The 23,118-nt window shown below is 61.9% G+C and carries 26 protein-coding genes; 5 read left to right on the top strand and 21 right to left on the bottom strand.

Annotation, left to right across the window (positions count from 1 at the left end):
* Both ACP151_RS08690 and ACP151_RS08685 read right to left on the bottom strand, forming a co-directional pair.
* Nucleotides 1-183 (bottom strand): transposase (locus tag ACP151_RS08690; protein ID WP_424976771.1); only part of this gene is annotated, 183 nt, incomplete at its 3' end.
* Nucleotides 184-427: 244 nt separating this feature from the next.
* Complete coding sequence (locus ACP151_RS08685) at nucleotides 428-874, bottom strand: Lrp/AsnC family transcriptional regulator (protein WP_424978491.1); 447 nt, start codon at nucleotides 872-874, stop codon at nucleotides 428-430.
* Nucleotides 875-1,018: 144 nt separating this feature from the next.
* Here ACP151_RS08685 and ACP151_RS08680 point away from each other — a divergent pair, with 144 nt between their 5' ends.
* Nucleotides 1,019-1,630, top strand: coding sequence for a LysE family translocator (locus ACP151_RS08680; RefSeq protein WP_424978490.1), 612 nt, complete (start codon nucleotides 1,019-1,021; stop codon nucleotides 1,628-1,630).
* Between the two features lie 140 nt (nucleotides 1,631-1,770).
* Here ACP151_RS08680 and ACP151_RS08675 read toward each other — a convergent pair whose 3' ends face one another.
* The 6 genes from ACP151_RS08675 to ACP151_RS08650 form a co-directional block, all read right to left on the bottom strand.
* Nucleotides 1,771-2,781, bottom strand: a complete 1,011-nt coding sequence (locus ACP151_RS08675) for an endonuclease/exonuclease/phosphatase family protein (RefSeq protein ID WP_424978489.1) — start codon at nucleotides 2,779-2,781, stop codon at nucleotides 1,771-1,773.
* Nucleotides 2,762-3,460, bottom strand: a complete 699-nt coding sequence (locus ACP151_RS08670; protein WP_424978488.1) for a TerB family tellurite resistance protein — start codon at nucleotides 3,458-3,460, stop codon at nucleotides 2,762-2,764. Before ACP151_RS08670 ends, ACP151_RS08675 begins: the two co-directional genes overlap by 20 nt.
* A gap of 9 nt (nucleotides 3,461-3,469) precedes the next feature.
* The gene (locus ACP151_RS08665) at nucleotides 3,470-3,991 is read right to left on the bottom strand and encodes an N-acetyltransferase family protein (protein WP_424978487.1); all 522 of its coding nucleotides are present in this window, start codon (nucleotides 3,989-3,991) and stop codon (nucleotides 3,470-3,472) included.
* The gene (locus tag ACP151_RS08660) at nucleotides 3,988-4,596 is read right to left on the bottom strand and encodes a VOC family protein (protein ID WP_424978486.1); all 609 of its coding nucleotides are present in this window, start codon (nucleotides 4,594-4,596) and stop codon (nucleotides 3,988-3,990) included. The genes ACP151_RS08665 and ACP151_RS08660 overlap by 4 nt, the downstream gene beginning before the upstream one ends.
* 301 nt (nucleotides 4,597-4,897) lie before the next feature.
* A complete protein-coding gene (gene scpA, locus ACP151_RS08655) occupies nucleotides 4,898-7,027 on the bottom strand; it encodes a methylmalonyl-CoA mutase (RefSeq protein ID WP_424978485.1) in 2,130 nt (709 codons plus the stop codon).
* Nucleotides 6,993-7,925 carry a hypothetical protein gene (locus ACP151_RS08650; protein WP_424978484.1) on the bottom strand — a complete coding sequence of 311 codons (933 nt, stop codon included), beginning with the start codon at nucleotides 7,923-7,925 and terminating at the stop codon, nucleotides 6,993-6,995. The genes scpA and ACP151_RS08650 overlap by 35 nt, the downstream gene beginning before the upstream one ends.
* 177 nt (nucleotides 7,926-8,102) lie before the next feature.
* Here ACP151_RS08650 and ACP151_RS08645 point away from each other — a divergent pair, with 177 nt between their 5' ends.
* Nucleotides 8,103-8,537 (top strand): DUF4174 domain-containing protein, encoded by a 435-nt coding sequence (locus ACP151_RS08645; RefSeq protein WP_424978483.1) that lies wholly within the window; start codon nucleotides 8,103-8,105, stop codon nucleotides 8,535-8,537.
* A 19-nt stretch (nucleotides 8,538-8,556) separates the two neighbouring features.
* On the opposite strand, the gene ACP151_RS08640 is transcribed toward ACP151_RS08645, so the two are convergent.
* From ACP151_RS08640 to ACP151_RS08605, 8 genes are all read right to left on the bottom strand, one after another.
* A complete protein-coding gene (locus ACP151_RS08640) occupies nucleotides 8,557-9,060 on the bottom strand; it encodes a hypothetical protein (protein WP_424978482.1) in 504 nt (167 codons plus the stop codon).
* Between the two features lie 147 nt (nucleotides 9,061-9,207).
* The gene (locus ACP151_RS08635) at nucleotides 9,208-11,253 is read right to left on the bottom strand and encodes an acetyl-CoA carboxylase biotin carboxylase subunit (protein WP_424978481.1); all 2,046 of its coding nucleotides are present in this window, start codon (nucleotides 11,251-11,253) and stop codon (nucleotides 9,208-9,210) included.
* Nucleotides 11,254-11,396: 143 nt separating this feature from the next.
* On the bottom strand, nucleotides 11,397-11,600 hold the full coding sequence (locus ACP151_RS08630) for a hypothetical protein (RefSeq protein WP_424978480.1): 204 nt from the start codon (nucleotides 11,598-11,600) through the stop codon (nucleotides 11,397-11,399).
* A 445-nt stretch (nucleotides 11,601-12,045) separates the two neighbouring features.
* A complete protein-coding gene (locus ACP151_RS08625; RefSeq protein WP_424978479.1) occupies nucleotides 12,046-12,390 on the bottom strand; it encodes a hypothetical protein in 345 nt (114 codons plus the stop codon).
* Nucleotides 12,391-12,459: 69 nt separating this feature from the next.
* Nucleotides 12,460-12,594 carry a hypothetical protein gene (locus ACP151_RS08620; RefSeq protein ID WP_302621849.1) on the bottom strand — a complete coding sequence of 45 codons (135 nt, stop codon included), beginning with the start codon at nucleotides 12,592-12,594 and terminating at the stop codon, nucleotides 12,460-12,462.
* A 214-nt stretch (nucleotides 12,595-12,808) separates the two neighbouring features.
* Nucleotides 12,809-13,300 (bottom strand): DUF6497 family protein, encoded by a 492-nt coding sequence (locus tag ACP151_RS08615; RefSeq protein WP_424978478.1) that lies wholly within the window; start codon nucleotides 13,298-13,300, stop codon nucleotides 12,809-12,811.
* Nucleotides 13,297-13,725 (bottom strand): hypothetical protein, encoded by a 429-nt coding sequence (locus ACP151_RS08610; RefSeq protein ID WP_424978477.1) that lies wholly within the window; start codon nucleotides 13,723-13,725, stop codon nucleotides 13,297-13,299. Before ACP151_RS08610 ends, ACP151_RS08615 begins: the two co-directional genes overlap by 4 nt.
* A gap of 80 nt (nucleotides 13,726-13,805) precedes the next feature.
* A complete protein-coding gene (locus ACP151_RS08605; RefSeq protein ID WP_424978476.1) occupies nucleotides 13,806-15,338 on the bottom strand; it encodes an acyl-CoA carboxylase subunit beta in 1,533 nt (510 codons plus the stop codon).
* A 239-nt stretch (nucleotides 15,339-15,577) separates the two neighbouring features.
* Here ACP151_RS08605 and ACP151_RS08600 point away from each other — a divergent pair, with 239 nt between their 5' ends.
* Nucleotides 15,578-16,789 carry a multidrug effflux MFS transporter gene (locus tag ACP151_RS08600; protein ID WP_424978475.1) on the top strand — a complete coding sequence of 404 codons (1,212 nt, stop codon included), beginning with the start codon at nucleotides 15,578-15,580 and terminating at the stop codon, nucleotides 16,787-16,789.
* Between the two features lie 3 nt (nucleotides 16,790-16,792).
* On the opposite strand, the gene ACP151_RS08595 is transcribed toward ACP151_RS08600, so the two are convergent.
* The gene (locus ACP151_RS08595; RefSeq protein WP_424978474.1) at nucleotides 16,793-17,185 is read right to left on the bottom strand and encodes a LysR substrate-binding domain-containing protein; all 393 of its coding nucleotides are present in this window, start codon (nucleotides 17,183-17,185) and stop codon (nucleotides 16,793-16,795) included.
* A 39-nt stretch (nucleotides 17,186-17,224) separates the two neighbouring features.
* Between ACP151_RS08595 and ACP151_RS08590 the strand changes: the two genes are divergently transcribed.
* The gene (locus tag ACP151_RS08590) at nucleotides 17,225-17,362 is read left to right on the top strand and encodes a hypothetical protein (protein ID WP_424978473.1); all 138 of its coding nucleotides are present in this window, start codon (nucleotides 17,225-17,227) and stop codon (nucleotides 17,360-17,362) included.
* Nucleotides 17,363-17,427: 65 nt separating this feature from the next.
* On the top strand, nucleotides 17,428-18,816 hold the full coding sequence (locus ACP151_RS08585) for a helix-turn-helix domain-containing protein (RefSeq protein ID WP_424978472.1): 1,389 nt from the start codon (nucleotides 17,428-17,430) through the stop codon (nucleotides 18,814-18,816).
* A gap of 31 nt (nucleotides 18,817-18,847) precedes the next feature.
* Here the strand turns inward: ACP151_RS08585 and ACP151_RS08580 are convergent, their stop codons facing one another.
* The 4 genes from ACP151_RS08580 to betB all read right to left on the bottom strand — a co-directional run bounded on the left by ACP151_RS08580 (nucleotide 18,848) and on the right by betB (nucleotide 23,107).
* Nucleotides 18,848-19,111 (bottom strand): hypothetical protein, encoded by a 264-nt coding sequence (locus tag ACP151_RS08580; protein ID WP_424978471.1) that lies wholly within the window; start codon nucleotides 19,109-19,111, stop codon nucleotides 18,848-18,850.
* A gap of 299 nt (nucleotides 19,112-19,410) precedes the next feature.
* Nucleotides 19,411-19,650, bottom strand: coding sequence for a YdcH family protein (locus tag ACP151_RS08575; protein ID WP_424978470.1), 240 nt, complete (start codon nucleotides 19,648-19,650; stop codon nucleotides 19,411-19,413).
* A 164-nt stretch (nucleotides 19,651-19,814) separates the two neighbouring features.
* Nucleotides 19,815-21,470 carry a choline dehydrogenase gene (gene betA / locus ACP151_RS08570; protein ID WP_424978469.1) on the bottom strand — a complete coding sequence of 552 codons (1,656 nt, stop codon included), beginning with the start codon at nucleotides 21,468-21,470 and terminating at the stop codon, nucleotides 19,815-19,817.
* A gap of 179 nt (nucleotides 21,471-21,649) precedes the next feature.
* Nucleotides 21,650-23,107, bottom strand: a complete 1,458-nt coding sequence (betB, locus tag ACP151_RS08565; protein ID WP_424978494.1) for a betaine-aldehyde dehydrogenase — start codon at nucleotides 23,105-23,107, stop codon at nucleotides 21,650-21,652.
* Nucleotides 23,108-23,118 lie beyond the last annotated feature (11 nt).

Below are 23,118 nucleotides of genomic sequence, written 5' to 3'. Positions count from 1 at the left end.
ACTAAGGCAGAACTGGATGGCCGCATCGGAGAAGGTCTCCGGTCGTCCGCGTTTGCCGCATCGCTCGGCGAACCAGGTCATGTCGCGGTCAAACCAGACCAGCAGAGAGCCGCGCTTTCGAAGTGATGCGTTATAGTTGGACCAGTTCGTTGTTCGATAGCGGGAAGAGGCAGGCTTCGGCATGCCGCCGATCTAACCTACGGGATTCGCAAAGTGAATCCTCTACGGCCTTTGTGCAACAACGCCGGCAGACGCACAACGTCCTTTGGAGCAGTTGCCCGTCGGCCAATGCACATTGCACTGCGAAGTCGGCTGTGTTGCAAGATGCGGCGATTGCGCGGACGGAGCCGCCGTTCGCTGCTATTGCACCAATGGCTGTTCGTGTCAGAATCGCTAGGCTGGCCAAATCCTCAGGCCCCCGCCAGTTTCAGTCCAACGGCGGGGGCCGCATGCGGACTGGGCTAGACTTGACAACCGCCGTCTGAGTAGACGCATGTCGCGAGAAATCTTCCAGCAGTTCATCAAGTTCTGAGATGTCTTTCAGAAGCATCCTTGCAACAAACGCGTCTTCGCCGGTTACTTTGTCACACTGAACGATGCGATCGGACGAAATGATCTTTTCAGCGAGCAGATGAACCTTTCCAGGGAAAGGCCTAAAGCGAACAATCGCTTCGAGGCTATAGCCAAGTGCTTTTGGTGAAAGCTCTATGCCAAACCCTGTAATCACACCGGCATCTTCGAGCCGCCTGATGCGATCTCGAACAGTGGGGGCAGATACATCAGCCAAGGATGCAAGCTCGCGCCAGCTCAGCCGCGCATTGCGGCTCAGTTGATGAAGAAGCATTCGGTCAAGTTGGTCAAGGGTGATTTCCATAACGACAGCCTGCAAGATCCCTGCTTTCGATTTGACCCACCTTTCAACATTTTGCCTCCGATATGCAAAGTACTTTGAATGTGACCAGGGATATATTCTGCTTTGGAGCGCCCATTGGGGTGCATTGCACAGAGGAATAATAGCATGGCATGGGCAATATGGCTTTCATACACGATGATATCAGCTGCCAACATCGTGACGCCTGGACCGGCAAATTTGAACACGCTCAGACGGGCCTTACAGCTTGGCTTCATGCCGGTCCTGCCGACAATCTTTGGTAACGCCCTGGGCCTTGCCGTGGGTGGCATCCTTTGTGCGGGCGGCGTAACTGCTTTCGTCGTGACGTCAAAAGTTCTTTGGACGGTGTTTCAATGGCTCGGTGTTGCCTACCTGGGTGGACTGGGGTTCAAACTGATCATCAAGCGTGAACACATCGCCCTAGGCTTGGGACTCGTCCAACGCGTGCCGCCGTGGCTTCTATTTCGGGAGGCATTCCTGCTTGCCATAACAAACCCCAAGGCGCTGTTGTTCTATCTTGCACTTTTCCCGCAAGTTCTGGACCCAAACCGGCCACTTTGGCCTCAATCGACTTTTCTAGTGTTAACTTATTGTGGCCTGTCCATCCTGTCGCTCAGCACATATGCGCAACTGGCCGAAAAGCTTCGTGAGCGTTTTCTTACACAAGCACGTTATGATGTTTTCCGTGCCTGTTCCGGGCTTGTGTTGATCGGTTTTGCTTTGAAGTTGGCTTTGTAACATCACAAATTGGCCGTTGGAGATTCGTGCAGCTTCCGGCAATGAGCTCGAACCGCCCCTGCGCTGCATCCGCGTCGGGCGGATGGGTTGAAACCGGCGTTCAAGCCGGACAGCCAGTCATGCACTTTGGCGGTCCCGTCTCAATCGATCTCAATATCCAGCGTCACGGGAAAATGGTCCGAAGCGTTCAGCAGCGCCTGGCGCATGTCTGCGTCCCGGTAGCATTCGCCGTCCTCGAACGGGTGCCAGATGCGCCATTGCGGCTGGCGGTGCATCAGGCTGTGCGAGATCATCACATAGTCCAGCAGCGCACGGAAAAAGCGTTTCGTTTCTGCATTATAGAACCGGGACGTGCTGGGCAGCGATGTGGCGCGCGGGCGTAGCAGGCTTTGCGCATGCGGGTCGTTCAGCAGATCGCCCATGACAATCTCGACCGAGGACTGGCCAAAAAGCTTTTCATATTGGTCCAGGCCCGGGCCGTCGTTCAGATCGCCCATCACGATCACATGGTCGCCTGCCTGCACGTGTTCCTCAACCCGGCGGTGCAGCCAGATCGCCTGGGCCAGCTGCTTGCGGCGGTTGGCAATTGCGGCGGCTGTGACCTCAGCCTTGGTCTTGGCCCCATGCGGCGCCTTGGATTTCAGATGAGCGCCAATCAGCCGCAGTTCCATCCTTTCTTTGTCCGGGCCGCCCTTGGTTTTCACCGCCAATTCCAGCGGCGGTTTGGAAAACGCAACCTGATCCAGCCGCTCATCAACATCCAGGTCGATCTCAAACACCCTGTCAAAGCGCGGCGCGGCGGCAGACGAGCGGGCATCATGCACCGCGTCCAGCACGTCCGGATCATAGAGCAATGCGATTTCCTGATGGGTGTCGTTCGGAAAGCCGCTGACCGCCTCGCGCGCCCTGAGGCCCGCCTCGGCGGCAAAACCCTCCAATGCGCGGGTGGTGCGCTGGCTGCGGCCGGTGTTGGGCGCCTCGATCACCATCACCGCATCGGCATCAATGCGGCGCAGCACATGAGCGATGGCCCGTCCTTGCGTGTAGCGGTCAACCCCGTGCACGCCAGAAGGCTTGGCATCCAGCATCAGCCTGTCGCCCTTGTCAAACAGAGAGGCGAACCATTCGATGTTATAAGTGGCCAGCCGCATTGCCGCTGCATCCGCTGATTTCATCCCAGGCGCGGTTGATGTCGATCATCCGCTTTTCCGCCAGCCGCACAGCCTCTTCCGGCACGCCACGGGCCATCATCGCATCCGGATGGGTGTCGCGCACCAGCTGGCGCCAATGCTTGCGGATCTCCTCGCGGGTCATATCCGGCGAGACGCCCAGAACCGTATAGGGATCCTTGGGCGCATCCGGCACGAAACGGGCACGCAGGGCCTGGAACTGCTGCGGCGTCTGCCCGAAGATGCGGCTCACCTCCGCCAGGAATTCGTTTTCGCCAGGGTGGTAGAACCCGTCAGCCATGGCGATATGAAAGAGCCCCTCCATCAGGTCGCAGAGCGTGGTCGGATCGTCGGCAAACATGCGATGGATGCGGCGGGCGTATTCCTGATATCCAGCCACATCGGTGCGCGCCATGTCAAAAACCCGCGCTGCGCCCGTCTCGTCGTCGCGGGCGATCTGGAACACCTCGCGAAAGGCGGTGACTTCATCGCGGGTGACCTGGCCATCAGCCTTGGCCATTTTGGCGCCAAGGGCAATGACCGCAATGGCAAAGGCCACGGTGCGTTCGGGTGGTGCGCGCAGCTTGTCGAAAACATCCGTCAGGCTTTCGCCTGCGGCAAGCGCGGCCAGCGCGTCGGATATGCGGGTCCAGAGTGACATGAAAAGAGCCTATCCGGGTTTGACCGTGCTGTCAGGGGCGGGAATACCCGGTGTCAGGATTTTCTGCATGAAAACAGTGTCGAGCCAGCGCCCCTGCTTGCAGCCAAGCTCTGGCATCCTTGCGGTTTCCACATAGCCCAGGGCCGCGTGAAAGGCGATGGCAGCCGGGTTGGCACTGCTGACGCTGGCAATCAGCACGTGGATCTGCGCCTGTTTGGCCTGTTCTTCGAGTGCCTGCATCAAGCGGCGTCCTGCCCCCTGCCTTTGTGCGGCGGGCAGCAGGTGAATGCTGTGTTCCGCGGTGAAACGGTAGCCAGGACCGGAGCGGAACGGGAAGAAACACGCGTGACCAAGGATCTGCCCATCCTGTTCCGCCACCAGATAGGTGCCGTTGCTGGCCATAATCTGCTCTTGCACCTGATGCGGTGTTTTTTCAACAGTGTTGAAGGTCGCCAGCGTGTCGCAGATCACCCAGTTGACGATTGCACAGATGGCCTCTGCATCTGCGGCGGTTGCAGAGCGGATGATCATCGCAGCACCCGCGCACCATGCGGCGTCACAAACTCCGCCATCATCGCAAGGTCCCCCTGCTCCACCGCGATGCGCGGATCGCTAATGATCCGGTCCAGTGCCTCCTGCAATGCTGCCGCCTGCGGGTGGCTGAGGATCAGACGGCTAAGACGGCAGCCTGATTGCGGCAACCTGGCGGCGGGCGGCTCCACTTGCCACTGCAGAACCGCCGGGAAGATATTGTCATAGGACAGCAGCCCGTCGCTGGGCACCGTCATCAGCCAGCGCAAGTCCCCGCGCTGCATCGCCACATAACGTTGTGCATGGAGCGGCAGCTGGGCTTTCTCCGCTTCGAGGTCCTCACTGCGCAGGATCCAGTTGTTCAGCCTTGCGGGGCCTTCAAAACGATCCAGATCAAACCAGCGCGGCTGTTCCTGCGGCTGGGCGTCCGGATCAATGGCGATGGTTTCGAGGTACAGCCCGTCCTCCAGTCCGATCAGGCGGTTATGGGTGCCATAACGAGGATGGTTGCCGCCAGAACCAAGCGCGATGCCAAGGGCCTCTTCGGTATGCGCTACGGCCTCTTCCAGCGTTTCGCCTGCCACGGCCAGATGATCGAGTATCATTTGCGCGCCCTCCTGTTTACGGCCAAACACTAGCGGCGCAGCAGCAGGGGGCAAGCCAGTTTCTGCTTGCTTCTTTCTGGGAAAAATACCCTCGGGGGGCCCGGGGGGCAGACAGCCCCCCGGCTCTTTTTGTGGCGCCATTGGTTCCAGCCCAATGGCGGCGGGGCAGACAGCCCCCCGGCTCTCTTGTGGCGCCATTGGTTCAAGCCCAATGGCGGCGGGGCAGACAGCCCCCCGGCTCTCTTGTGGCGCCATTGGTTCAAGCCCAATGGCAGGGGGGCAGGCAGCCCCCCTGCTCTATTCAGCTGCGCGCTTCGCGGATCAGGCGCAGGATGTCCTGAGCGGCCTCGGGAATGTTGGTGCCAGGGCCAAAGATCGCCTTGACGCCTTTGGAATACAGGAACTCATAGTCCTGTTGCGGAATGACGCCGCCGCAGATCACGATGATATCGCCTGCGCCTTCGGCTTTCAGCGCGTCGACCAGCTGTGGCGCCAGCGTCTTGTGGCCTGCCGCCTGCGACGAGATTCCGATCACATGGACGTCGTTGTCGATGGCGTCCTGAGCGGCCTCTGCCGGGGTCTGGAACAAGGGGCCTACGTCGACGTCAAAGCCGATGTCGGCAAAGGCGGTGGCGATTACCTTGGCGCCGCGGTCGTGACCGTCCTGGCCCATCTTGACCACCAGAAGACGCGGGCGGCGGCCTTCTTCCTCGGCAAAATCCTCGATCGATTTCTGGATCGCGGCAAAGCCCTCGTCGCCCTCATAAGCTGCGCCATAAACGCCGGCCAGGGTTTTGACTTCCGCGCGGTGGCGGCCGAATTCCTTTTCCATTGCCATGGAGATCTCTCCGACTGAGGCCCGCGCGCGGGCGGCTTCGACTGCAGCTTCCAGCAAGTTCCCCTCGCCTGATGCGGCACGGCGGGTCAGTTCATCGAGGGCGGCCTGGCAGGCAGCCTCGTCGCGGGTATCGCGCATCTTTTGCAGGCGGGCGATCTGGGCGTCGCGCACTGCGTGGTTGTCCACATCCAGGATGTCGATCGGGTCTTCCTTGTCCTTGCGGTACTTGTTGACGCCGACCACAACCTCGTCGCCGCGGTCGATCATCGCCTGACGGCGCGCTGCCGACTCTTCGATGCGCAGCTTGGGCATGCCGCTCTCGACGGCCTTGGTCATGCCGCCCATTTCCTCGACCTCTTCGATCAGAGCCCAGGCTTTTTCAATAAGGTCGTTGGTCAGGCTTTCAACGTAGTAGGAGCCGGCCAGCGGGTCGATCACATTGGTGACGCCGGTTTCCTCCTGCAGCACCAGCTGGGTGTTGCGGGCGATGCGGGCGCTGAAGTCGGTGGGCAACGCGATGGCTTCATCCAGCGCGTTGGTGTGCAGGCTTTGGGTGCCGCCCAGAACCGCGCTCATCGCCTCGTACGCCGTGCGGATCACGTTGTTGTAGGGGTCCTGTTCCTGCAAGGAGACGCCCGAGGTCTGGCAGTGGGTGCGCAGCATCTTGGAGCGTTCGGACTTGGCGCCGAATTCGGTCATCACCCGGTGCCACAGGGTGCGGGCGGCGCGCAGCTTGGCGATTTCCATAAAGAAATTCATGCCGATCGCAAAGAAGAACGACAACCGGCCGGCGAATTTATCCACATCCATGCCTGCGTCCAGGGCGGCGCGCACGTATTCGCGCCCGTCGGCGATGGTATAGGCCAGCTCCTGCACCAGATTCGCGCCGGCCTCCTGCATATGGTAGCCGGAGATCGAGATGGAGTTGAACTTGGGCATCTCGTTCGAGGTGTATTCGATAATGTCGGAGATGATCCGCATCGAGGGTTTCGGCGGGTAGATATAGGTGTTGCGGACCATGAACTCCTTCAGAATGTCGTTCTGAATGGTGCCCGCAAGCAGGGATTTGTCGTGGCCCTGCTCCTCACCGGCGACGATGAAAGAGGCCAGCACCGGGACCACAGCACCGTTCATGGTCATCGAAACAGAGACCTTGTCCAGCGGAATGCCGTCGAACAGGATCTTCATGTCCTCGACACTGTCGATGGCCACGCCCGCCTTGCCGACATCGCCGACCACGCGCGGGTGGTCGCTGTCATAGCCGCGATGGGTGGCGAGGTCGAAAGCAACCGAAACACCCTGCTGGCCCGCTGCCAGGTTGCGGCGGTAGAAGGCGTTGGATTCTTCGGCGGTAGAGAAACCCGCATATTGGCGGATGGTCCAGGGGCGGCCTGCATACATCGTGGCCTTCACCCCGCGGGTGAAGGGACCGAACCCCGGCAGCGTGCCCATATGGGGCAGATCCTTGGCGTCGTCTTCGGTGTAGAGCGGTTTGACCTCGATGTCTTCCAGCGTCTGCCAGTTGAGGTCGTCAACAGCCCGTCCGCGCAGCTCTTTCTCAGCCAGAGCCCGCCATTCGTCTTTGTTTGTCATCAGGTCTTCCTCTTGTCAGTTCGATACGGGACGGGTTCAAGCCCGCCGCCTGTTTTTCCGGGTCTTGGGCCAGAACAGCGAGACCATCGGCCCCGCCTGCCAGCCACATCATGTCGTCGGCATAAGCCTCGCGCAGATATGCGGCTTGCGCGTTATCAAAGGGGCGCCAGCGGCCTGCGCCCTGCGGCAGCTGTGCTGCGGCGGCGGATGGCAGGTTGGCCCGCAGGTCCTGCAGGCAGAGCGACGCGTTGAGACGCACCCGCGCATGGCTACGCGGCGCCTTGATGCCGGTGATCGCTGTCAGTGCCGCTTCTGGCCGGGTGCCGAAAGTTTCAAACGGCAGCACCTGCAGGCGCACATCCGGCATCGCTGCGGCGATATCGGTAATCACGTCACGCCAGCTGCGCGGCGACCGCACCAGCCGGTCAAGGCTGGTGGCTGTTGGCATCCTGTGGCCCCGCGCCACCGCAAAGGCCAGCGCCGAGGTCCAGTAGCTGTCCAGGCTGCGGATCGAGAGCGCCACATCGGTGACGACATCGCCAAAGGCCTGCGCATAGCGGGCCATGCGTTCCCCCACACCGCCGTACAGATCGCCAAGCCGCAGGTTCTGCCGGACCGCGCCGATCATGTTTTCCTCGCTCACCAGCAGCTGCTGCACACCGTTTGCCTGGCAGCCGGCCATCCGGATCTGCAGCCGGCCTCTGGCACGTTGCACCAGATTGCGGCCAGACACTGGTGCCGGGCCGGGCTGAATGCCGTGAAACAAGCCATTGCGGGTGCGGTAAGGGCCCCAGAATCCGACGCCCTGTTGTCCCAGGGTGTGCGCATTCTGGCGGACGTATTCCTGGAACGAAGTGGTTGCGCAGCGGTGCGCGCCTGTGTGCAAGATAACTTTCATGACGTTACGGGGCCTCTGCTGGAGGGCCGCAGGCCGCAGCCCGGTCAAGGGGAACGGAACAATCATGGCCGGCAACCCCTCTTTATCCCGTTAACGATAATGTTTTTTCGCCAAGTGGCGGATTTCACAGTCGCATTTGCCGCCGGCACACATATATTCAACACAACAGGAGAGATCATGAGAACAATCCTAAGCGTTGTTTTGGCAGGTTTGCTGCCGCTGGCGGCTGCAGCGGCGGATGGCAGTGTGCCTGGGCTGATCCAGCCCGGGTATGATGTGGAGCTGGCGGAATTCCAATGGACGCACCGACCGGTTGTGGTGTTTGCCGACAGTCCCGAAGACCCGCGTTTCCACGAACAGATGGAACGCCTTATGGAAGGCGCCGCTGCCTTGCGCGAACGCGATGTGGTGGTGCTGACCGATACGGACCCCGCCGCCAAGTCAGCGCTGCGCAAAAAACTGCGGCCGCGCGGTTTCATGCTGGTGCTGATCGGCAAGGACGGCGGCATCAAGCTGCGCAAGCCGCATCCCTCGACGGTACGCGAACTGTCCCGCAGCATCGATAAATTCCCCGAGCGCCTGCGCGAAGTGGAGGAGCGGCGCGGCGGGTAAACCCGCCCCGCAGGTCCGGTCAGCCGTTGCCGCGGACGTAGATCAGCGCCATCGCCTGTTTGTCCAGCACCACCATCGCGCCGCTTTCCGGCACAAAGACCAGGCTGGACGCCGGATTGCGTATCGCCTGATAATAGACGGACTTGACCAGATCGGACATGCAGCCGACACCTGCAAGCCCGGAGTTCAGCACCCCCAGCCCCTGCGGCAGATCGCGGGACATGATTTCCTCTGTCACCGCATTCGGGGATTTGCCTGAAACCGCAAACATCACCGGCTTGCCCGTATCCAGCATCTTCATGCCGGTGTTGAGCGAGCGGGCCCGGCCCACCAGAGAGGTGATGCGTGGGTTTTCCACGGTGTGGAACACGGCTGCCGTGCAGCTCATCGAGCTTTGGAAAAAGAAAGTCTCCCCCAGCTCGACCCAGGCCGAGAGCTGAGTGCGCAGCGTCTCTTCTTTGTCGAGCGCGCAGGCAGACAGCAGCGCCAGAGCGGTCAGCAGGCAGGTCAAAAGACGGATCATGCGGCACCTTAGGGTCGTCAAACCGCGCCAGTATCGTAAAAAATCCTGAAGATTTCGTGCATGACGCACGGCGCAGCGGGGCAGGCATGCAAGCGGCGGCGGGATCTCCCGCCTGCCCGGCTGCATGTATGCCTGCCCCACGCTGCATTATTCGAATTCCATGATCACGTCGTCGACCGCCAGACTGTCGCCCGCGCTTGCGTTGATCTTGGACACCACGCCTTTCTTCTCGGCGCGCAGGATGTTTTCCATCTTCATCGCCTCGACAGTGCAGAGCGCCTGGCCTTCCTGGACCTCCTGCCCCACTTCGACGTCGACCTTCACAATCAGGCCAGGCATCGGGCAGAGCAGCATCTTGGAGGTGTCCGGCGGCAGTTTCTCTGGCATCAGCTCAGCCAGTTCGGCCTGGCGCGGGGTACGCACCTTGACCGTCAAATCGGCGCCGCGGGAGCGGACACGGAAGCCTTGTGTGACCTTGCCGACCTTCAGCACCAGCGTCTCGCCGCTGACATTCAGGGACGCCAGCTGGTCGCCCGGGGTCCAGTCGGAGGCCACCCGCAGTTCAGTACCGTCATCAAAGCGCACGGTGGCGCCTTCGCGGTCGGCATCCGTCACCACGTTATAGGACTGGCCCTGCACATTGACGACCCAATCGGCGCCCACTTTGCGTTCATGGTTGTCCATCCGGCCCGACACACGGGTGCGGCGAATTTCGGCAACCCGGTGCATCGCAGCGCAGGAGGCCGCGATCTTGCGCAGGTCGGCTTCGGGCAGTTCGACGCCTTCGAAACCGTCGGGGTATTCCTCGGCAATGAACGCCGTGGTCATGTCGCCAGAGACAAATTTCGGATGGTCCATCACCGCCGCCACAAACGGCAAGTTGTGGCCGATGCCCTCTACCTCGAAGCTGTCGAGCGCAGTGCGCATCGCCTCGATCGCCTCGCCACGGGTCGGCGCCCAGGTGCAGAGCTTGGCGATCATCGGGTCGTAATACATGGAAATCTCGCCGCCTTCATAGACGCCGGTGTCGTTGCGCACGGCACGGCTGCCTGCAGGCGCATCGCCGTGCCAGGTGCCATCTTCCAACATCGGGCCTGCAGCGACCTCTGCCGGCGGGCGGTAACGGGTCAGGCGGCCAATCGAGGGCAGGAAGTTACGATAGGGATCTTCGGCATAAAGACGGTTCTCAATTGCCCAACCGGTGAGCTTTACATCCTCCTGGCGCAGCGGCAATTCCGCCCCGTTGGCCACCCGGATCATCTGCTCCACCAGGTCGACGCCGGTGATCAGCTCGGTCACCGGGTGTTCCACCTGCAGGCGGGTGTTCATTTCCAGGAAGTAGAAGTTCTTGTCACCGTCAACAATGAATTCCACGGTGCCCGCAGAGGCATAGCCAACGGCCTTGGCCAGCGCCACCGCCTGTTCGCCCATGGCTTTGCGGGTGTCCTCGTCCAGGAACGGCGACGGGGCTTCTTCCACCACTTTCTGGTTGCGACGCTGGATCGAGCATTCACGCTCGCCCAGGTAGATGCCGTTGCCGTGTTTGTCGCAGAGCACCTGGATTTCGATATGACGCGGCTGCGTCACGAATTTTTCGATGAAGATCCGGTCATCGCCAAAGGAATTTGCGGCCTCATTCTTGGAGGACTGGAAGCCTTCGCGGGCCTCTTCGTCGTTCCAGGCGATCCGCATGCCCTTGCCGCCGCCACCGGCAGAGGCTTTGATCATCACCGGATAGCCGATCTGGTTGGAGATCTTCACCGCATCATCGGCGTCGGCGATCAGCCCCATATAGCCGGGCACGGTGGAAACCCCTGCTTCCTGCGCGATCTTCTTGGAGGTGATCTTGTCGCCCATGCTTTCAATGGCGCCCACCGGCGGGCCGACAAAGGCAACCCCCTCGGCCTCAAGCGCCTCGGCGAATTTCGAGTTCTCGGAGAGGAAACCATAGCCCGGATGCACCGCCTGGGCGCCGGTTGCGCGGACGGCCTCCATCACCTTGTCGATGACGATATAGGACTGGTTGGCAGGCGGCGGGCCGATGTGGACAGCTTCGTCCGCCATCTGCACATGCAGTGCCTGCTTGTCGGCGTCAGAATAGATGGCAACGGTCTTGATGCCCATCTTGCGTGCGGTTTTAATCACCCGGCAGGCGATCTCTCCCCGGTTGGCGATCAGGATCTTATCAAACATAGGCAGTCCCTTTGTATTCTGGCCCTTGTTCCATGGCATTCCGGAATGCAAAACGCCGCGCCCGGGGCTGTCCCGGACACGGCGTCTGCGTGATTTCAGTAGCGCCCCGTGCGGGGCGGCTGTTCAGTGCTGCGGCACAGCCATCAGCATTTGCGGGGGTTTTGCTCGCAGTAGACCAGGTTTGCAGCAACGCCGACGGCAGCACCGGTGACCAGGTTGGCATCCAGGATCGCGGCGCCAAGCGCGCCTGCGCCGCCGCCGTAAACGATGCGTTCGCCGGTGGTGTCGCCACAGGCCGTAACGAAGCCGCAGAGCAGAAGCGCCGCAATAAGAGAATGTGCCCGCATGTCCATGTTCCTTCTTCCGGGGACGTCGTTGTCCCTGCGGAACTTGCAGGCTCAACAGCCTGGCGCAACTCTGCGGCAAGAAGGGCGCTTTGTTGAGCGAAGGCTTGCCGCACCGGGGGGAGGGTACGGCAAGCTTCCGCCAAGGCCTGAAGGAGAAAAAAGACGGGCAGGCCGCGGATGGGGGCGCGCACCTGCCCGTTCAGGCGAAGGGGCCGGAACAGACGCTCGGCACAACAGCGTGGCTGCGCTGCCTGACTTACGATGCACCGGTCAGCCGCGACTGTAAGCCCCTGAAATACAACTCCCGGAAATGTGGCAGATTCCTGCTGAACTGGAAGGGGCGTGTGCAGATTCACGCCGAAATTGCCGCGCCCCGGACGCCGGATCAGGCGCCGGGCAGTGACCCGCGCGGCCTGGGACGCGGTATGTGTCCGGGGCGGTGCCATCAGTCGAAGGCCTCCGGGAAGGATGCGCGCGCAACGGCTTCGTCAATAACCAGCAGCGCCTCATAGCTTTCGGGATCAAAGGGATCTTCCGCCGGGATCACCTCGCGGCCGAACAGCCAGCTGAGACGGCCTGCATCCAGATTGCCGCGCTCAAACGGCTGGTCGCCGAAATGCTCCCACAGCGTCTGCATGAACATGAGGTCAACACGCTTGTCGACGTTCTTGCGGTCGCGGAAGCGCTCGCGCCGGGTCAGCGGCGTCACCCCTCTGGGGTTCGGGCGGCGGATGATGAATTGGAAATCAGTGCCGGGCATACGGCCCGGGAACCCGCGGTGTTTCAGCATATCGGTGCCTCCGGTCCGGCACCCCACGAGGCGGCGAGGGCCGGCCGCAGGGCCGGACCCCTGTAGTGTTTAGTTGTATTTGCCGGTGAAGACCGGTTCTTCGGAAACCGGTTCAACCACGACGAATTCTTCTTCCTGCTGGGCGCAGGCAGTGACGGCGGCCAGCAGGCCTGCCAGGGCGAAAAGCTTGATGCTCTTGGACATTTCTGTCTCCTGATAAAAAATGTGAAACCAGCGGCGGCGCTGCCGTCCGCGTGTCTCAACCTCAATACGAAGGCCGCCTTATGGCTGCCCGCAGCGAGGATAGCGGGGTTTGCGGCCAAGTCACATGCAAATCGCGGCAATTGACGGCGCTGTGGCTGCAATGCCGCAAGAATCCGCCGACTCCGCCCCCTGCCCGCAAGATATTGTGGGACCATCAGAAAGCCTCCCAGATACAGGCGGCACCCTCAGGGCGGTAGGCTTCGAAAAACTGGGTTGCCTCCGGATCCTGGACACCAAAGGGCACCATCCGGTCCGACAGCGAGATCACCACCCGCGCGGCCGTCAGCCCGTGTTCTGCCAGATAAGGCAGCGCCAGAGCGCCGCAGAGGTGGTCCATGTCGGGGGCCGCCAAGTCATAGCCGACCGTGCCGGTCGCGCGCGCAATCTGCGGCGCCAGGAAGCGGAACCGCGCCCAGGTTTCGCCGGACTGGCCGGGGGCATCGTCCAAGAGCACCTCTGCCAGCGTCACAGGCTGGCCCGAGGGGACAGGCACTGGCTCTGCTGCGGCGGCGGCGACACAGAAAGCAAAGGGGATGGCCGCCAGATATCCGCAGCTCCGGCCCCTGGCGGACCAGGCTCCTCCGGCCGGAGCTGCAGGCGCTGCGCCAGAGGCGCGCGCTGTCTGATATCGGCTGGAGCGGATCATGCCGATGATTCGCTCTGCATGTCAATTTTTGCCGCGGTTCCTGGCGTCTCCTTTGCATCTGCCCGGGCGTTGTGCAGCGCAGCGCCCTGCCCCCGGCTGGCATGGCGGGCCCAGCGAGCGCGGTTGACTGGGTCTTCCAGCACATCTGCGATCAATCCGGCAGCATTGGCAGGCACCCGGCCCGCCACCTGCCCGCCGGCGCGCACTCTGACCCCCTGCCCTTCGGCAGTGATTTCCACTGCCGGAGCAAAGCCGCGCAAGTTCTGCAGCTTGCGCCACAAATCCTGGCGGATCTGATGCGCCAGCCGCAGCGGATTGCCGCCGGGCAGCACGGTTTGCGCCGCCACGTCAAACCGCGCAGGCAGGCGGCGTGACAGCGTCAGGGTACTATCCGTGCGGGTGATATGCCAACGGCTGCGGGTCAAGACCAGAGCGCCCTCTTCTTTCTGGTGAAAAATACTCTCGGGGGTGCGGGGGCAGACAGCCCCCGCTCAGACGTCCGCAGTTACAGCGGAATGTTGTCGTGTTTTTTCCACGGGTTTTTCAGCTGCTTGCCCCGCAGGCTGGCAAAGGCGCGGCTGACTCGGCGGCGGGTGGATTGGGGCATGATCACCTCGTCGATGAAGCCGCGTTCCGCCGCCACAAAGGGATTGGCGAAACGGTCTTCGTAGTCCGCCGTGTGGGCCGCGATTTTGTCCGCATCGCCAAGGTCAGCGCGGTGGATGATTTCGGTGGCACCCTTGGCGCCCATCACCGCGATCTCAGCGGTCGGCCAGGCATAGTTGAAGTCGCCGCGCAGATGTTTGGAGGCCATCACGTCATAGGCGCCGCCATAGGCCTTGCGGGTGATCACGGTGACCTTGGGCACGGTGGCTTCGCCATAGGCAAACAGCAGCTTGGCGCCGTGTTTGATGACGCCGCCGTATTCCTGGGAGGTGCCCGGCAGGAAGCCCGGCACGTCAACAAAGGTCAGGATCGGGATTTCAAAACAGTCGCAGAAGCGCACGAAACGGGCGGCCTTGCGGCTGGAGTCGATGTCAAGGCAGCCTGCCAGCACCATCGGCTGGTTGGCAACGACACCCACGGTCTGGCCTTCGAGGCGGATGAAGCCGGTGATGATGTTTTTGGCGAAATCCTCCTGGATTTCATAGAAGTCCCCTTCGTCCGCGACTTTGGTGATCAGCTCCTTCATGTCGTAGGGGCTGTTGGGGTTTTCCGGGATCAGGGTATCCAGGCTGGTCTCGACACGGCCCGGCTCGTCAAAGAACGGGCGCACCGGCGGCTTTTCGCGATTGTTTGCAGGCAGGAAGTCGACCAAGCGGCGGACCTCGGCCAGCGCTTCGACATCGTTTTCAAAGGCGCCATCGGCGACAGAGGATTTCTTGGTATGGGTGGAAGCGCCGCCCAGCTCCTCGGCCGTCACAACTTCGTTGGTGACGGTTTTCACCACGTCGGGACCGGTCACGAACATGTAGGAAGTGTCTTTGACCATGAAGATGAAGTCGGTCATCGCAGGCGAATAGACCGCGCCGCCCGCGCAGGGGCCCATGATGACAGAGATCTGCGGGATCACGCCGGAGGCCAGAACGTTGCGCTGGAAAATCTCGGCATAGCCGGCCAAAGCATCGACGCCTTCCTGAATGCGGGCGCCGCCGGAATCGTTGATGCCGATCACTGGCGCGCCATTCTGCACCGCCATATCCATGATCTTGCAGATCTTCTGGGCATGGGTCGCGGAAACCGAGCCGCCCAGCACGGTGAAGTCCTGGCTGAACACATAGACCTGGCGGCCATTGATGGTGCCCCAGCCGGTGACCACGCCGTCGCCGGCGGGCCTGTTGTTTTCCATGCCGAAATCGGTGCAGCGGTGGGAGATGAACATGTCGAACTCTTCAAAGCTGCCCTCATCCAGCAGGAGTTCGATCCGTTCGCGGGCCGTCAGCTTGCCGCGGCCGTGCTGTGCGTCGATGCGGCGCTGGCCGCCGCCCAGCCGCGCGTCCTGGCGGCGGTCTTCCAGCTCGGAAAGGATATCTTTCATGGCTCATGTCCCCTGTCAGTTTCCGGATCGTCATCCGGGTCCAATTCGGGGCGACCATATATAGCGATGCAGCAAAGCCAAAGGACATAATCGCAAATTTGCAAACCATTTGCATACGCAGCTGGCAAAGTTGAAAATCCGCAAACCCCCTCAATCACAACTGTGCCCCGGTCACGCACAGGAAAGTCTCTTGCAATGTGCAATAGACACCGGCTGCGGGCCGCGATAAGGCAGATGGTATGTCCACATATGATACCCGGGCCTCAGGCCAGCGGACGCCTCCGCGCATCTTCACCCTGATCCTGCTGGCAGGCCTGTCGGCGCTTGGCATGAACCTGCATCTGCCGTCGCTGGCAGGAATGGCAGAGTATTATGTGGTCGATTACCGGGTGATGCAGCTGTCGGTGGCGCTGTATCTTGCGGGCAATGCGGTGGTGCAGATATTTGTCGGCCCGATTTCAGACCAGATGGGGCGGCGGCCGGTGATCCTGGGCAGCATCGCGCTGTTTCTGCTGGCAACGCTGGGCTGCATCTATGCGCCGACCGCCGAAGTTTTCCTGCTGTTCCGGGTCGCGCAGACCGTGGTGGCAGCCACAATGGTGCTGAGCCGCGCCGCGGTGCGCGACATGTATGACACCAATCAGGCCGCCAGCATGATCGGCTATGTCACCATGGGCATGGCCGTGGTGCCGATGATCGGCCCGGCAATCGGCGGCTTTCTGGACCAGTGGATGGGCTGGAAAACAAATTTCTGGCTGCTGTTTTTGGTCGGCGCGGCCACATTTGCGATCACCTTCCGCGACTTCGGCGAGACCGCCCGCAAAAGCGGCAAGACATTGGCGGCCCAGTTTCGCGAATACCCGGAGCTGCTGCGCTCGCCGCGGTTCTGGGGATATTCGCTGTCCTCCGGCCTCGCCTCGGGCGCTTTCTTTGCCTATCTCGGCGGCGCGCCGTTTGTTGGCACGCAGGTCTACGGGCTGAGCACAGCGGAGTTGGGCGTCTGGTTCTCGGCCCCTGCGGTCGGCTATTTTGTCGGCAACTTTGTGTCCGGGCGGTACTCCACGCGGTTGGGTGTCAATCGGATGGTGCTGTGGGGTTGTGTGATCAACGGCGGCGGCGTGCTGGCATCGCTGCTGATCGCAATGGCCGGTGCGGACAGTGTCTTCACCTTCTTTGGCCTCATGTGCTTTGTCGGCGTCGGCAATGGCATGGCAATACCCAATGCAACCGCCGGCGCCATTTCCGTAAGACCGCATCTGGCGGGCACGGCTTCGGGTCTCAGCGGTGCGATTATGATCGGCGTAGGGGCTGCTCTCAGCGCCTTTGCGGGTTGGCTGCTGGTGCCCGGGTCGACGGCTGCGCCGCTGTTGGCAATCATGTTTGCAACGGCTTTTTGGGGCCTGGTTGCGATCCTGCTGGTGATCCTGCGGGAGCGGCGGATCGGAGCGTAAGCGTCAGCCTCCCTGCGCAAAGAGCGCATCCAGCCAGGACACCACAGCCCGGACCCGCTTCAGCCCGCGCAGGTCCCGGCGGACCAGCAACCACAGCTCGCGCGACGGAGCTTGCACCGGGCAAGTCAATTCCTGCAAGCGCGCGTCCGCGGCGCCGATGGCCCGGGGCAGCAAGGTTTTACCCTGTCCGGCCAGCACAGCAAGGTATACCGCCTCGGCATCGTTAAAGCTGAGTGGGGAAAGGGCCTCGCCCGGCAAAGACGCCGCTCTGGCGATGGCTTCGGCCTGTGGCATAAATCCCATGCGCGGATTATACCCCAGCCAGGGCAGTTCAGCTGCGGCACCATGCGCGGCATAGGCGGCATAGGGCAGAACCGCCAGCTTGCGGGCCAGCACCCCCTGTCTGCACCTGCAGGCCGGGCCGGACGCGGCGGTATGTGGCTGGTGGAGGCGGAAGCCTCGGACGCGGTTCTGCGGATGGTGCATGCTGACCCGTTTTGGCCAACCGGGCTGCGCAAATCGGTGCAGATCCTGCAATGGCGGCAGGTGTTTTGCGAGGGTGTGCCGGTCTGACCGCTTGCCCCCACACCTTTGCAAAGTTAGCGTGTGCAGAAAGTAAACTTGCAAAGGCACGCCCCATGGCCACCCAGAAGTTATATGCAGGCGCCAAACTGCGTGAGATGCGGCAGCGGCTGGAACTGACCCAGAAGGACTTTGCCGCCAAGCTGGGGGTCTCCCTGCCTTATCTGAACCAGATGGAGAACAACAACCGCCCGGTGTCTACCACGGTGGTTCTGGCGCTGGCGCAGGAATTCGGGATGGATGTGACAGAGCTGAGCGCGGGCGACAGCGAGCGGCTGGTCAGTGACATGCGCGAGGCGATGGCAGATCCCGTCTTTACCGATGATACGCCGCCGCTGGCCGACCTGCGGCTGACCGCGTCGAATGCTCCGGCACTGGCTCGGGCCTTTCTGGCGCTGCACCGGGCCTACCGGCAGACGCATGAGCGGCTGGCATCCCTGGATGAGGCACTGGGGCGGGAAGATGCGCGCATTCAGGCCTCCCCCTGGGAAGAGGTGCGCGATTTTTTCCACTACTGCGACAATTACATTGATGCAGTAGACCATGCGGCAGAGCGGTTTGCGGCCACCAGTGACATCCGGGCGGCGGCGGTCGCCGAACTGGAGCGCGGCGCCATTGCCGTGCGTCAGACCGAAATGGAAGGCCTGCGCCACTATGACCCCGAGGCTCAGGTGCTGCATCTGTCAAACCGCTCGGCGCCGCAGACCCAGCTGTTTCAGATGCTGCTGCAAGTCGCCCTGCTGCGGCAGAATACTTTGCTGGAAGCCACTCTGGATTTTGCAAAGTTCCAGAGCGAAGAAGCCCGCGCCATCGCCAAGATCGGCCTGGCCAACTATTTCGCGGGCGCGGCGCTCATGCCTTATACCCGCTTTCTGGAAGCGGCGCAGACCTGCCGTCATGACCTGGAATTGCTTGCGATCCGCTTTGGCGCCTCAATCGAACAGATTGCGCACCGGCTGTCGACCATGCAGCGGCCTGGTGCCAAGGGGGTTCCGTTCTTCTTTGTCCGTGTGGATCAGGCCGGAACGATCACCAAGCGGCACTCGGCCACAAGATTGCAGTTCGCCCGGTTTGGTGGCGCCTGCCCGTTGTGGAATGTGCACCGGGCGTTTGAGACGCCGGGCCGTTTCCTTCGGCAGCTCGCAGAGACCCCGGACGGGGTGCGCTATATCTCGCTGGCGCGGGATGTGTCAAAGCCGGGCGGCTCGTTCGGCGCACCGGTGCGCCGCTATGCGATTGCGCTGGGATGCGAGGTGCGCCATGCGGATGCGCTGGTCTATGCGGATGGCATGGATGTAAATCAGGACGGCGCCTATGAGCCGATCGGCATTTCCTGCCGCATCTGCGAGCGCAAGGACTGCCACCAACGCTCTGTTCCGCCGCTGGAACGGCGGCTGACGATCAACAGCGACCAGCGCGGCGTGCTGCCTTATGAGGTCAGCTGAGGACATGCGGCAGACAGCTGCCGGCGCCGTATTACCCGCGCAGGCGGTCCAGCAACCGAGCCATGAAGGCGCGTTCAGCCTTGGCGGCTGCTTCGGACGATTGTTTGGGCTGCACCGCTTTGGCTGGATGCCACTTGCGAATGCGGCTTGGCGCGGAGGTTTCCTCCGGCTCCGGGGGCACAGCAGTTTCCGTTCTGACCACATTGCGGACCGCGGCCAGGATTTCTGCATCAGAAACTTCTGATGGCACCCCTTCGATCTCCTGCCATCCTCCCGGCTGATAGATCTGTCCCATTTGGTTACTCCTTCGCAGGCTCATCCGCAGCTTCCGGCCTGAGGACAAATGCAAGCTGCTGTCTGCAGGGTAGTGCATGCCGTCACAATATTGACGAATTTGCCTTAAATTTACCTGATTTTCCTGATTTCGGCGCCAAAATCTGAACAGTCGGTCAGGTTGCGCTGCACTGTTGCTCTATTGGGTCCAAATGGGGCGCTGCGAATCCCTTTGGAGCAAAGGCGCAAAGATCCCTGTTTGGCCGCAGGACATGAAAAAGGGGCGCCGCTGGCGCCCCTCTCACTGGTTTTTCATCCGGCTCACGCCTTGGACAGGATGCCCCAGATCTCATCCTTCAGCGCGGCGCGCTGTTTGCGCATTTCGGTCTCGGCCTGTGCGCTGACCGGCTCCACATTGGTTTCGGCCCGATGCACGGCACGGTTCACCGCGTGGTATTCATCAGACAGTCTGGTGAAATGCGCATCCGCCTGCTTCAGCTGGCTGATCAGCGCCGCCTTGTCCGGAAATTCTTCGGCAAGTTCGTGGGGGGTATTGGACATCTGCTCGCTCCTTCTTCCTAGAGACGCTTGCAGATTATGGCCCACCCCACCCGGCGACTTTGACGCGGATCAAAAGATGCGGAAATGGCACTGATTTTCCGGCAAAAAGTAAGCCGCCCGCACAAAGGGGAGGTGGCGGGCGGCTTTCTGGCAGTGCAACAGGATCAGCGTTGCGCCTGGCGCCAGTTCGGATTGAACCACGGCTCTGCGTTCGAGGACGGCAGGCGGCGGCCCAGAATGTGGTCCGAGGCTTTTTCGCCGGTCATGATCGAGGGGCCATTGAGGTTGCCGTTGGTGATGCGCGGAAAGATAGAGCTGTCGGCAACGCGCAGGCCGTCAACGCCGATGACACGGCATTCCGGGTCGACCACGGCCATCGGATCATCCGCCGCGCCCATTTTGCAGGTGCCGCAGGGATGATAGGCGCTTTCCACATGCTCACGCAGGAAGCCGTCAAGCTCGTCATCACTCTGCAGGTCGGCACCCGGCTGGATCTCATGCTTGAGGAAGGGTTTCATCGCGTCCTGGGCAAAGATCTCCCGCGTCAGGCGCACGCATTTGCGGAAGTCGATCCAGTCCTGTTCGGTCGACATATAGTTGAACAGGATGTTCGGCGCGTCCTTGGGATCGGCGGAGGCCAGCGTGACCTCGCCCCGTGAGGGAGAGCGCATCGGGCCGACATGCGCCTGGAAGCCATGCCCCTCTGCTGCGGCCTGGCCGTCGTAGCGGACCGCGATCGGCAGGAAGTGGTACTGGATGTCCGGGTAGTCGACGCCCTTGTCGGACCGGATGAAGGCGGCGCTTTCGAACTGGTTCGACGCCCCCAGGCCAGTCTTGGTGAACAGCCACTGGGCCCCAACAAGGCCCTTGCCGAACAGATTCCAGTATTTGAACAGGGTGATCGGCTGCTTGCAAGCGAACTGGAAGTAGAACTCCAGATGGTCCTGCAGATTCTGGCCGACGCCGGGGCGGTCGACGACCACATCAATGCCGTGCTCTGCCAGGTGCCTGGCCGGGCCGATGCCAGAGAGCATCAGCATCTTGGGGGAGTTCAGCGAGGATGCGGCCAGGATCACCTCGATATTGGCCCGGATGACCTCAACCTTGCCGCCACGTTCGATCTCGACGCCGACGGCGCGGCCGTCCTCGATTACCACCTTGCGGGCAAAGGCACGGATCAGGTCGCAGTTTTCACGTTTCAGGGCCGGTTTCAGATAGGCATTGGCGGCAGACCAGCGGCGGCCCTTGTAGACCGTCATCTCCATCGGGCCAAAGCCCTCTTGCTGTTCGCCATTGTAATCCGCGGTCACAGGATAGCCTGCCTGTTCCCCAGCTGTGACAAAGGCATCATGCAGCGGGTTGTCGCGCGGACCACGGGTCACATGCAACGGGCCATCCTTGCCGCGCCAGTCCGCATCGCCGCCATGGCCGCGGTCGTTCCAGGTTTCCATGCGTTTGAAATAGGGCAGCACGTCGGCATAGGACCAGCCTGCTGCGCCCGACTCGGCCCAATGATTGTAGTCGCCCGCATGGCCGCGCACATAGACCATTCCGTTGATCGAGGAGGAGCCACCGATCACCTTGCCACGCGGGCAGACCAGCTCACGCCCGCCCAGATGCGGTTCGGGCTGGGATTTATAACCCCAGTCATACAGCGGCATATTCATCGGGTAGCTGAGCGCCCCCGGCATCTGGATAAACGGCCCGGCGTCAGTGCCGCCGTGTTCGATCACCAATACCTTCTTTCCGGCTTCGCTGAGCCGATAGGCCATGGCGCAGCCGGCAGACCCTGCACCGACAATCACATAATCCGCATTCATCACGTCTCTCCATTGCTGAGACCGGGTGCTGCCTCGCCTGCCCGTCTCTGCCTTACTTTTTCTTGCGGCCTGCCCGTCAGTGCGGGCAGCACCGTTTGTCAGCTCCGATCCCTGTCCCCCTGCCCTGATTGCCCTTTGGGGCGGCGGGGCGGGTGGGTGGGCGACGGCCCAAAGGGCAATCAGAACGCCGCCTCGACATCCCCCATACGGACGTAGACGGACTTCACCTGGCTGAAATGCTTAATCGCCTCTTTCGAGTTCTCGCGGCCCACACCCGATGCCTTCACGCCACCGAACGGCGCCTCTACGGGGGCGTCGTTGTAGGAGTTGATAAAACAGCTGCCGGCCTCCAGCTGGCCGATCACCCGATGCGCGCGGCTGAAATCGTTGGTGAAAACGCCAGCCGACAGGCCGAACTCAGTGTCATTGGCGCGCAGGATCACCTCTTCCTCAGTGTCGAAGTCGAGAACCGACATCACCGGGCCAAAGATTTCCTCTCGGGCGATGGTCATGTCATCGGTCACATCGGCGAAAACAGTGGGCTGGATGTAGTAGCCAGGCATATCTGCACGCGCGCCGCCGCAGACAACGCGGGCGCCTTCGGCCTTGCCCTTCTCAATATAGCCCAGGACGATGTTCATCTGACTCTCCGTCACCATGGGACCAAAGCTGGTGGCCTCATCCATGGGATCGCCGATCACAGCATTGCCGGTGCGCTCGGCCAGACGGGCCAGGAATTTCTCCTTGATGCCCTTTTGCACGAACACGCGGGTGCCGTTGGAGCAGACCTGACCGGAGGAGTAGAAGTTGCCGTTGATGGCGCCGCCGACGGCGTTTTCCACATCGGCGTCATCAAAGATGATCAGCGGCGACTTGCCCCCCAGTTCCATGGTGACATGTTTCATGCCTGTCGCGGCCGCAGCATAGACCTTTTTGCCCGTCGGCACCGAGCCAGTGAGCGAGACCTTGTCCACGCGCGGATCAGTAACCAGCGCGCCGCCCACTTCGCCCATGCCCTGGATGACGTTGTAAATGCCAGCGGGGGCGCCGGCCTCATGCAAGATCTCGGCCACTTTCAGGGCACACAGCGGCGTGGTTTCCGAGGGTTTGAACACCATCGAGTTGCCGCAGGCCAGCGCAGGCGCGCCTTTCCAGCAGGCGATCTGGGTCGGGTAGTTCCAGGCGCCAATGCCCACACACAGGCCGAGTGCCTCGCGCATTGTATAGACCCAATCCTCGCCCATCGGGATGTGCTCGCCGGTCAGGGAGCCTGCGAGGCCGCCGAAATATTCCAGCGCGTCGGCGCCGGAAGTGGCGTCGGCAACCAGGGTTTCCTGCAGCGGCTTGCCGGTGTCATAGGTTTCCAGAACGCTGAGTTCATGGTTGCGCGCGCGCATGATATCGGCGGCGCGGCGCAGGATGCGGCCGCGTTCGGTGCCGGTCATCTTCGCCCATTCTTTCTGGGCAGCCTTGGCGCTGGCAAGCGCCTGTTCGACGATTGCCGGGGTCGCAGCGTGGACGGTGGCGATCTGCTCACCTGTCGCCGCATAGATCACCGGGATCTGGGTGCCGGATGTGTCTTCGACGTATTCGCCATTGATGAAATGGCTGGCTTTGGGCTGTGCGGGGTGGGTCATAGTTTTCATGC

This window comes from Leisingera sp. S232, from assembly GCF_049800895.1.
In the GTDB taxonomy this organism is placed as follows: domain Bacteria; phylum Pseudomonadota; class Alphaproteobacteria; order Rhodobacterales; family Rhodobacteraceae; genus Leisingera.
Note: the sequence above shows the minus strand (reverse complement) of the source record. Positions and strands in the feature narration are given on the sequence as shown.

Bases quoted from the DNA above. Each gene is read 5' to 3' on its own strand.
- ACP151_RS08675 (WP_424978489.1), bottom strand. From the start codon at position 2,781: ATGCGGCTGGCCACTTATAACATCGAATGGTTCGCCTCTCTGTTTGAC.
- ACP151_RS08680 (WP_424978490.1), top strand. From the start codon at position 1,019: ATGGCATGGGCAATATGGCTTTCATACACGATGATATCAGCTGCCAAC.
- scpA (WP_424978485.1), bottom strand. From the start codon at position 7,027: ATGACAAACAAAGACGAATGGCGGGCTCTGGCTGAGAAAGAGCTGCGC.
- ACP151_RS08665 (WP_424978487.1), bottom strand. From the start codon at position 3,991: ATGATCATCCGCTCTGCAACCGCCGCAGATGCAGAGGCCATCTGTGCA.
- ACP151_RS08635 (WP_424978481.1), bottom strand. From the start codon at position 11,253: ATGTTTGATAAGATCCTGATCGCCAACCGGGGAGAGATCGCCTGCCGG.
- betB (WP_424978494.1), bottom strand. From the start codon at position 23,107: ATGACCCACCCCGCACAGCCCAAAGCCAGCCATTTCATCAATGGCGAA.
- ACP151_RS08650 (WP_424978484.1), bottom strand. From the start codon at position 7,925: ATGAAAGTTATCTTGCACACAGGCGCGCACCGCTGCGCAACCACTTCG.
- ACP151_RS08625 (WP_424978479.1), bottom strand. From the start codon at position 12,390: ATGCTGAAACACCGCGGGTTCCCGGGCCGTATGCCCGGCACTGATTTC.
- ACP151_RS08670 (WP_424978488.1), bottom strand. From the start codon at position 3,460: ATGTCACTCTGGACCCGCATATCCGACGCGCTGGCCGCGCTTGCCGCA.
- ACP151_RS08620 (WP_302621849.1), bottom strand. From the start codon at position 12,594: ATGTCCAAGAGCATCAAGCTTTTCGCCCTGGCAGGCCTGCTGGCCGCC.
- ACP151_RS08605 (WP_424978476.1), bottom strand. From the start codon at position 15,338: ATGAAAGATATCCTTTCCGAGCTGGAAGACCGCCGCCAGGACGCGCGG.
- ACP151_RS08630 (WP_424978480.1), bottom strand. From the start codon at position 11,600: ATGCGGGCACATTCTCTTATTGCGGCGCTTCTGCTCTGCGGCTTCGTT.
- ACP151_RS08585 (WP_424978472.1), top strand. From the start codon at position 17,428: ATGGCCACCCAGAAGTTATATGCAGGCGCCAAACTGCGTGAGATGCGG.
- ACP151_RS08600 (WP_424978475.1), top strand. From the start codon at position 15,578: ATGTCCACATATGATACCCGGGCCTCAGGCCAGCGGACGCCTCCGCGC.
- ACP151_RS08660 (WP_424978486.1), bottom strand. From the start codon at position 4,596: ATGATACTCGATCATCTGGCCGTGGCAGGCGAAACGCTGGAAGAGGCC.
- betA (WP_424978469.1), bottom strand. From the start codon at position 21,470: ATGAATGCGGATTATGTGATTGTCGGTGCAGGGTCTGCCGGCTGCGCC.
- ACP151_RS08645 (WP_424978483.1), top strand. From the start codon at position 8,103: ATGAGAACAATCCTAAGCGTTGTTTTGGCAGGTTTGCTGCCGCTGGCG.
- ACP151_RS08580 (WP_424978471.1), bottom strand. From the start codon at position 19,111: ATGGGACAGATCTATCAGCCGGGAGGATGGCAGGAGATCGAAGGGGTG.
- ACP151_RS08640 (WP_424978482.1), bottom strand. From the start codon at position 9,060: ATGATCCGTCTTTTGACCTGCCTGCTGACCGCTCTGGCGCTGCTGTCT.
- ACP151_RS08685 (WP_424978491.1), bottom strand. From the start codon at position 874: ATGGAAATCACCCTTGACCAACTTGACCGAATGCTTCTTCATCAACTG.
- ACP151_RS08615 (WP_424978478.1), bottom strand. From the start codon at position 13,300: ATGATCCGCTCCAGCCGATATCAGACAGCGCGCGCCTCTGGCGCAGCG.
- ACP151_RS08590 (WP_424978473.1), top strand. From the start codon at position 17,225: ATGTGGCTGGTGGAGGCGGAAGCCTCGGACGCGGTTCTGCGGATGGTG.
- ACP151_RS08575 (WP_424978470.1), bottom strand. From the start codon at position 19,650: ATGTCCAATACCCCCCACGAACTTGCCGAAGAATTTCCGGACAAGGCG.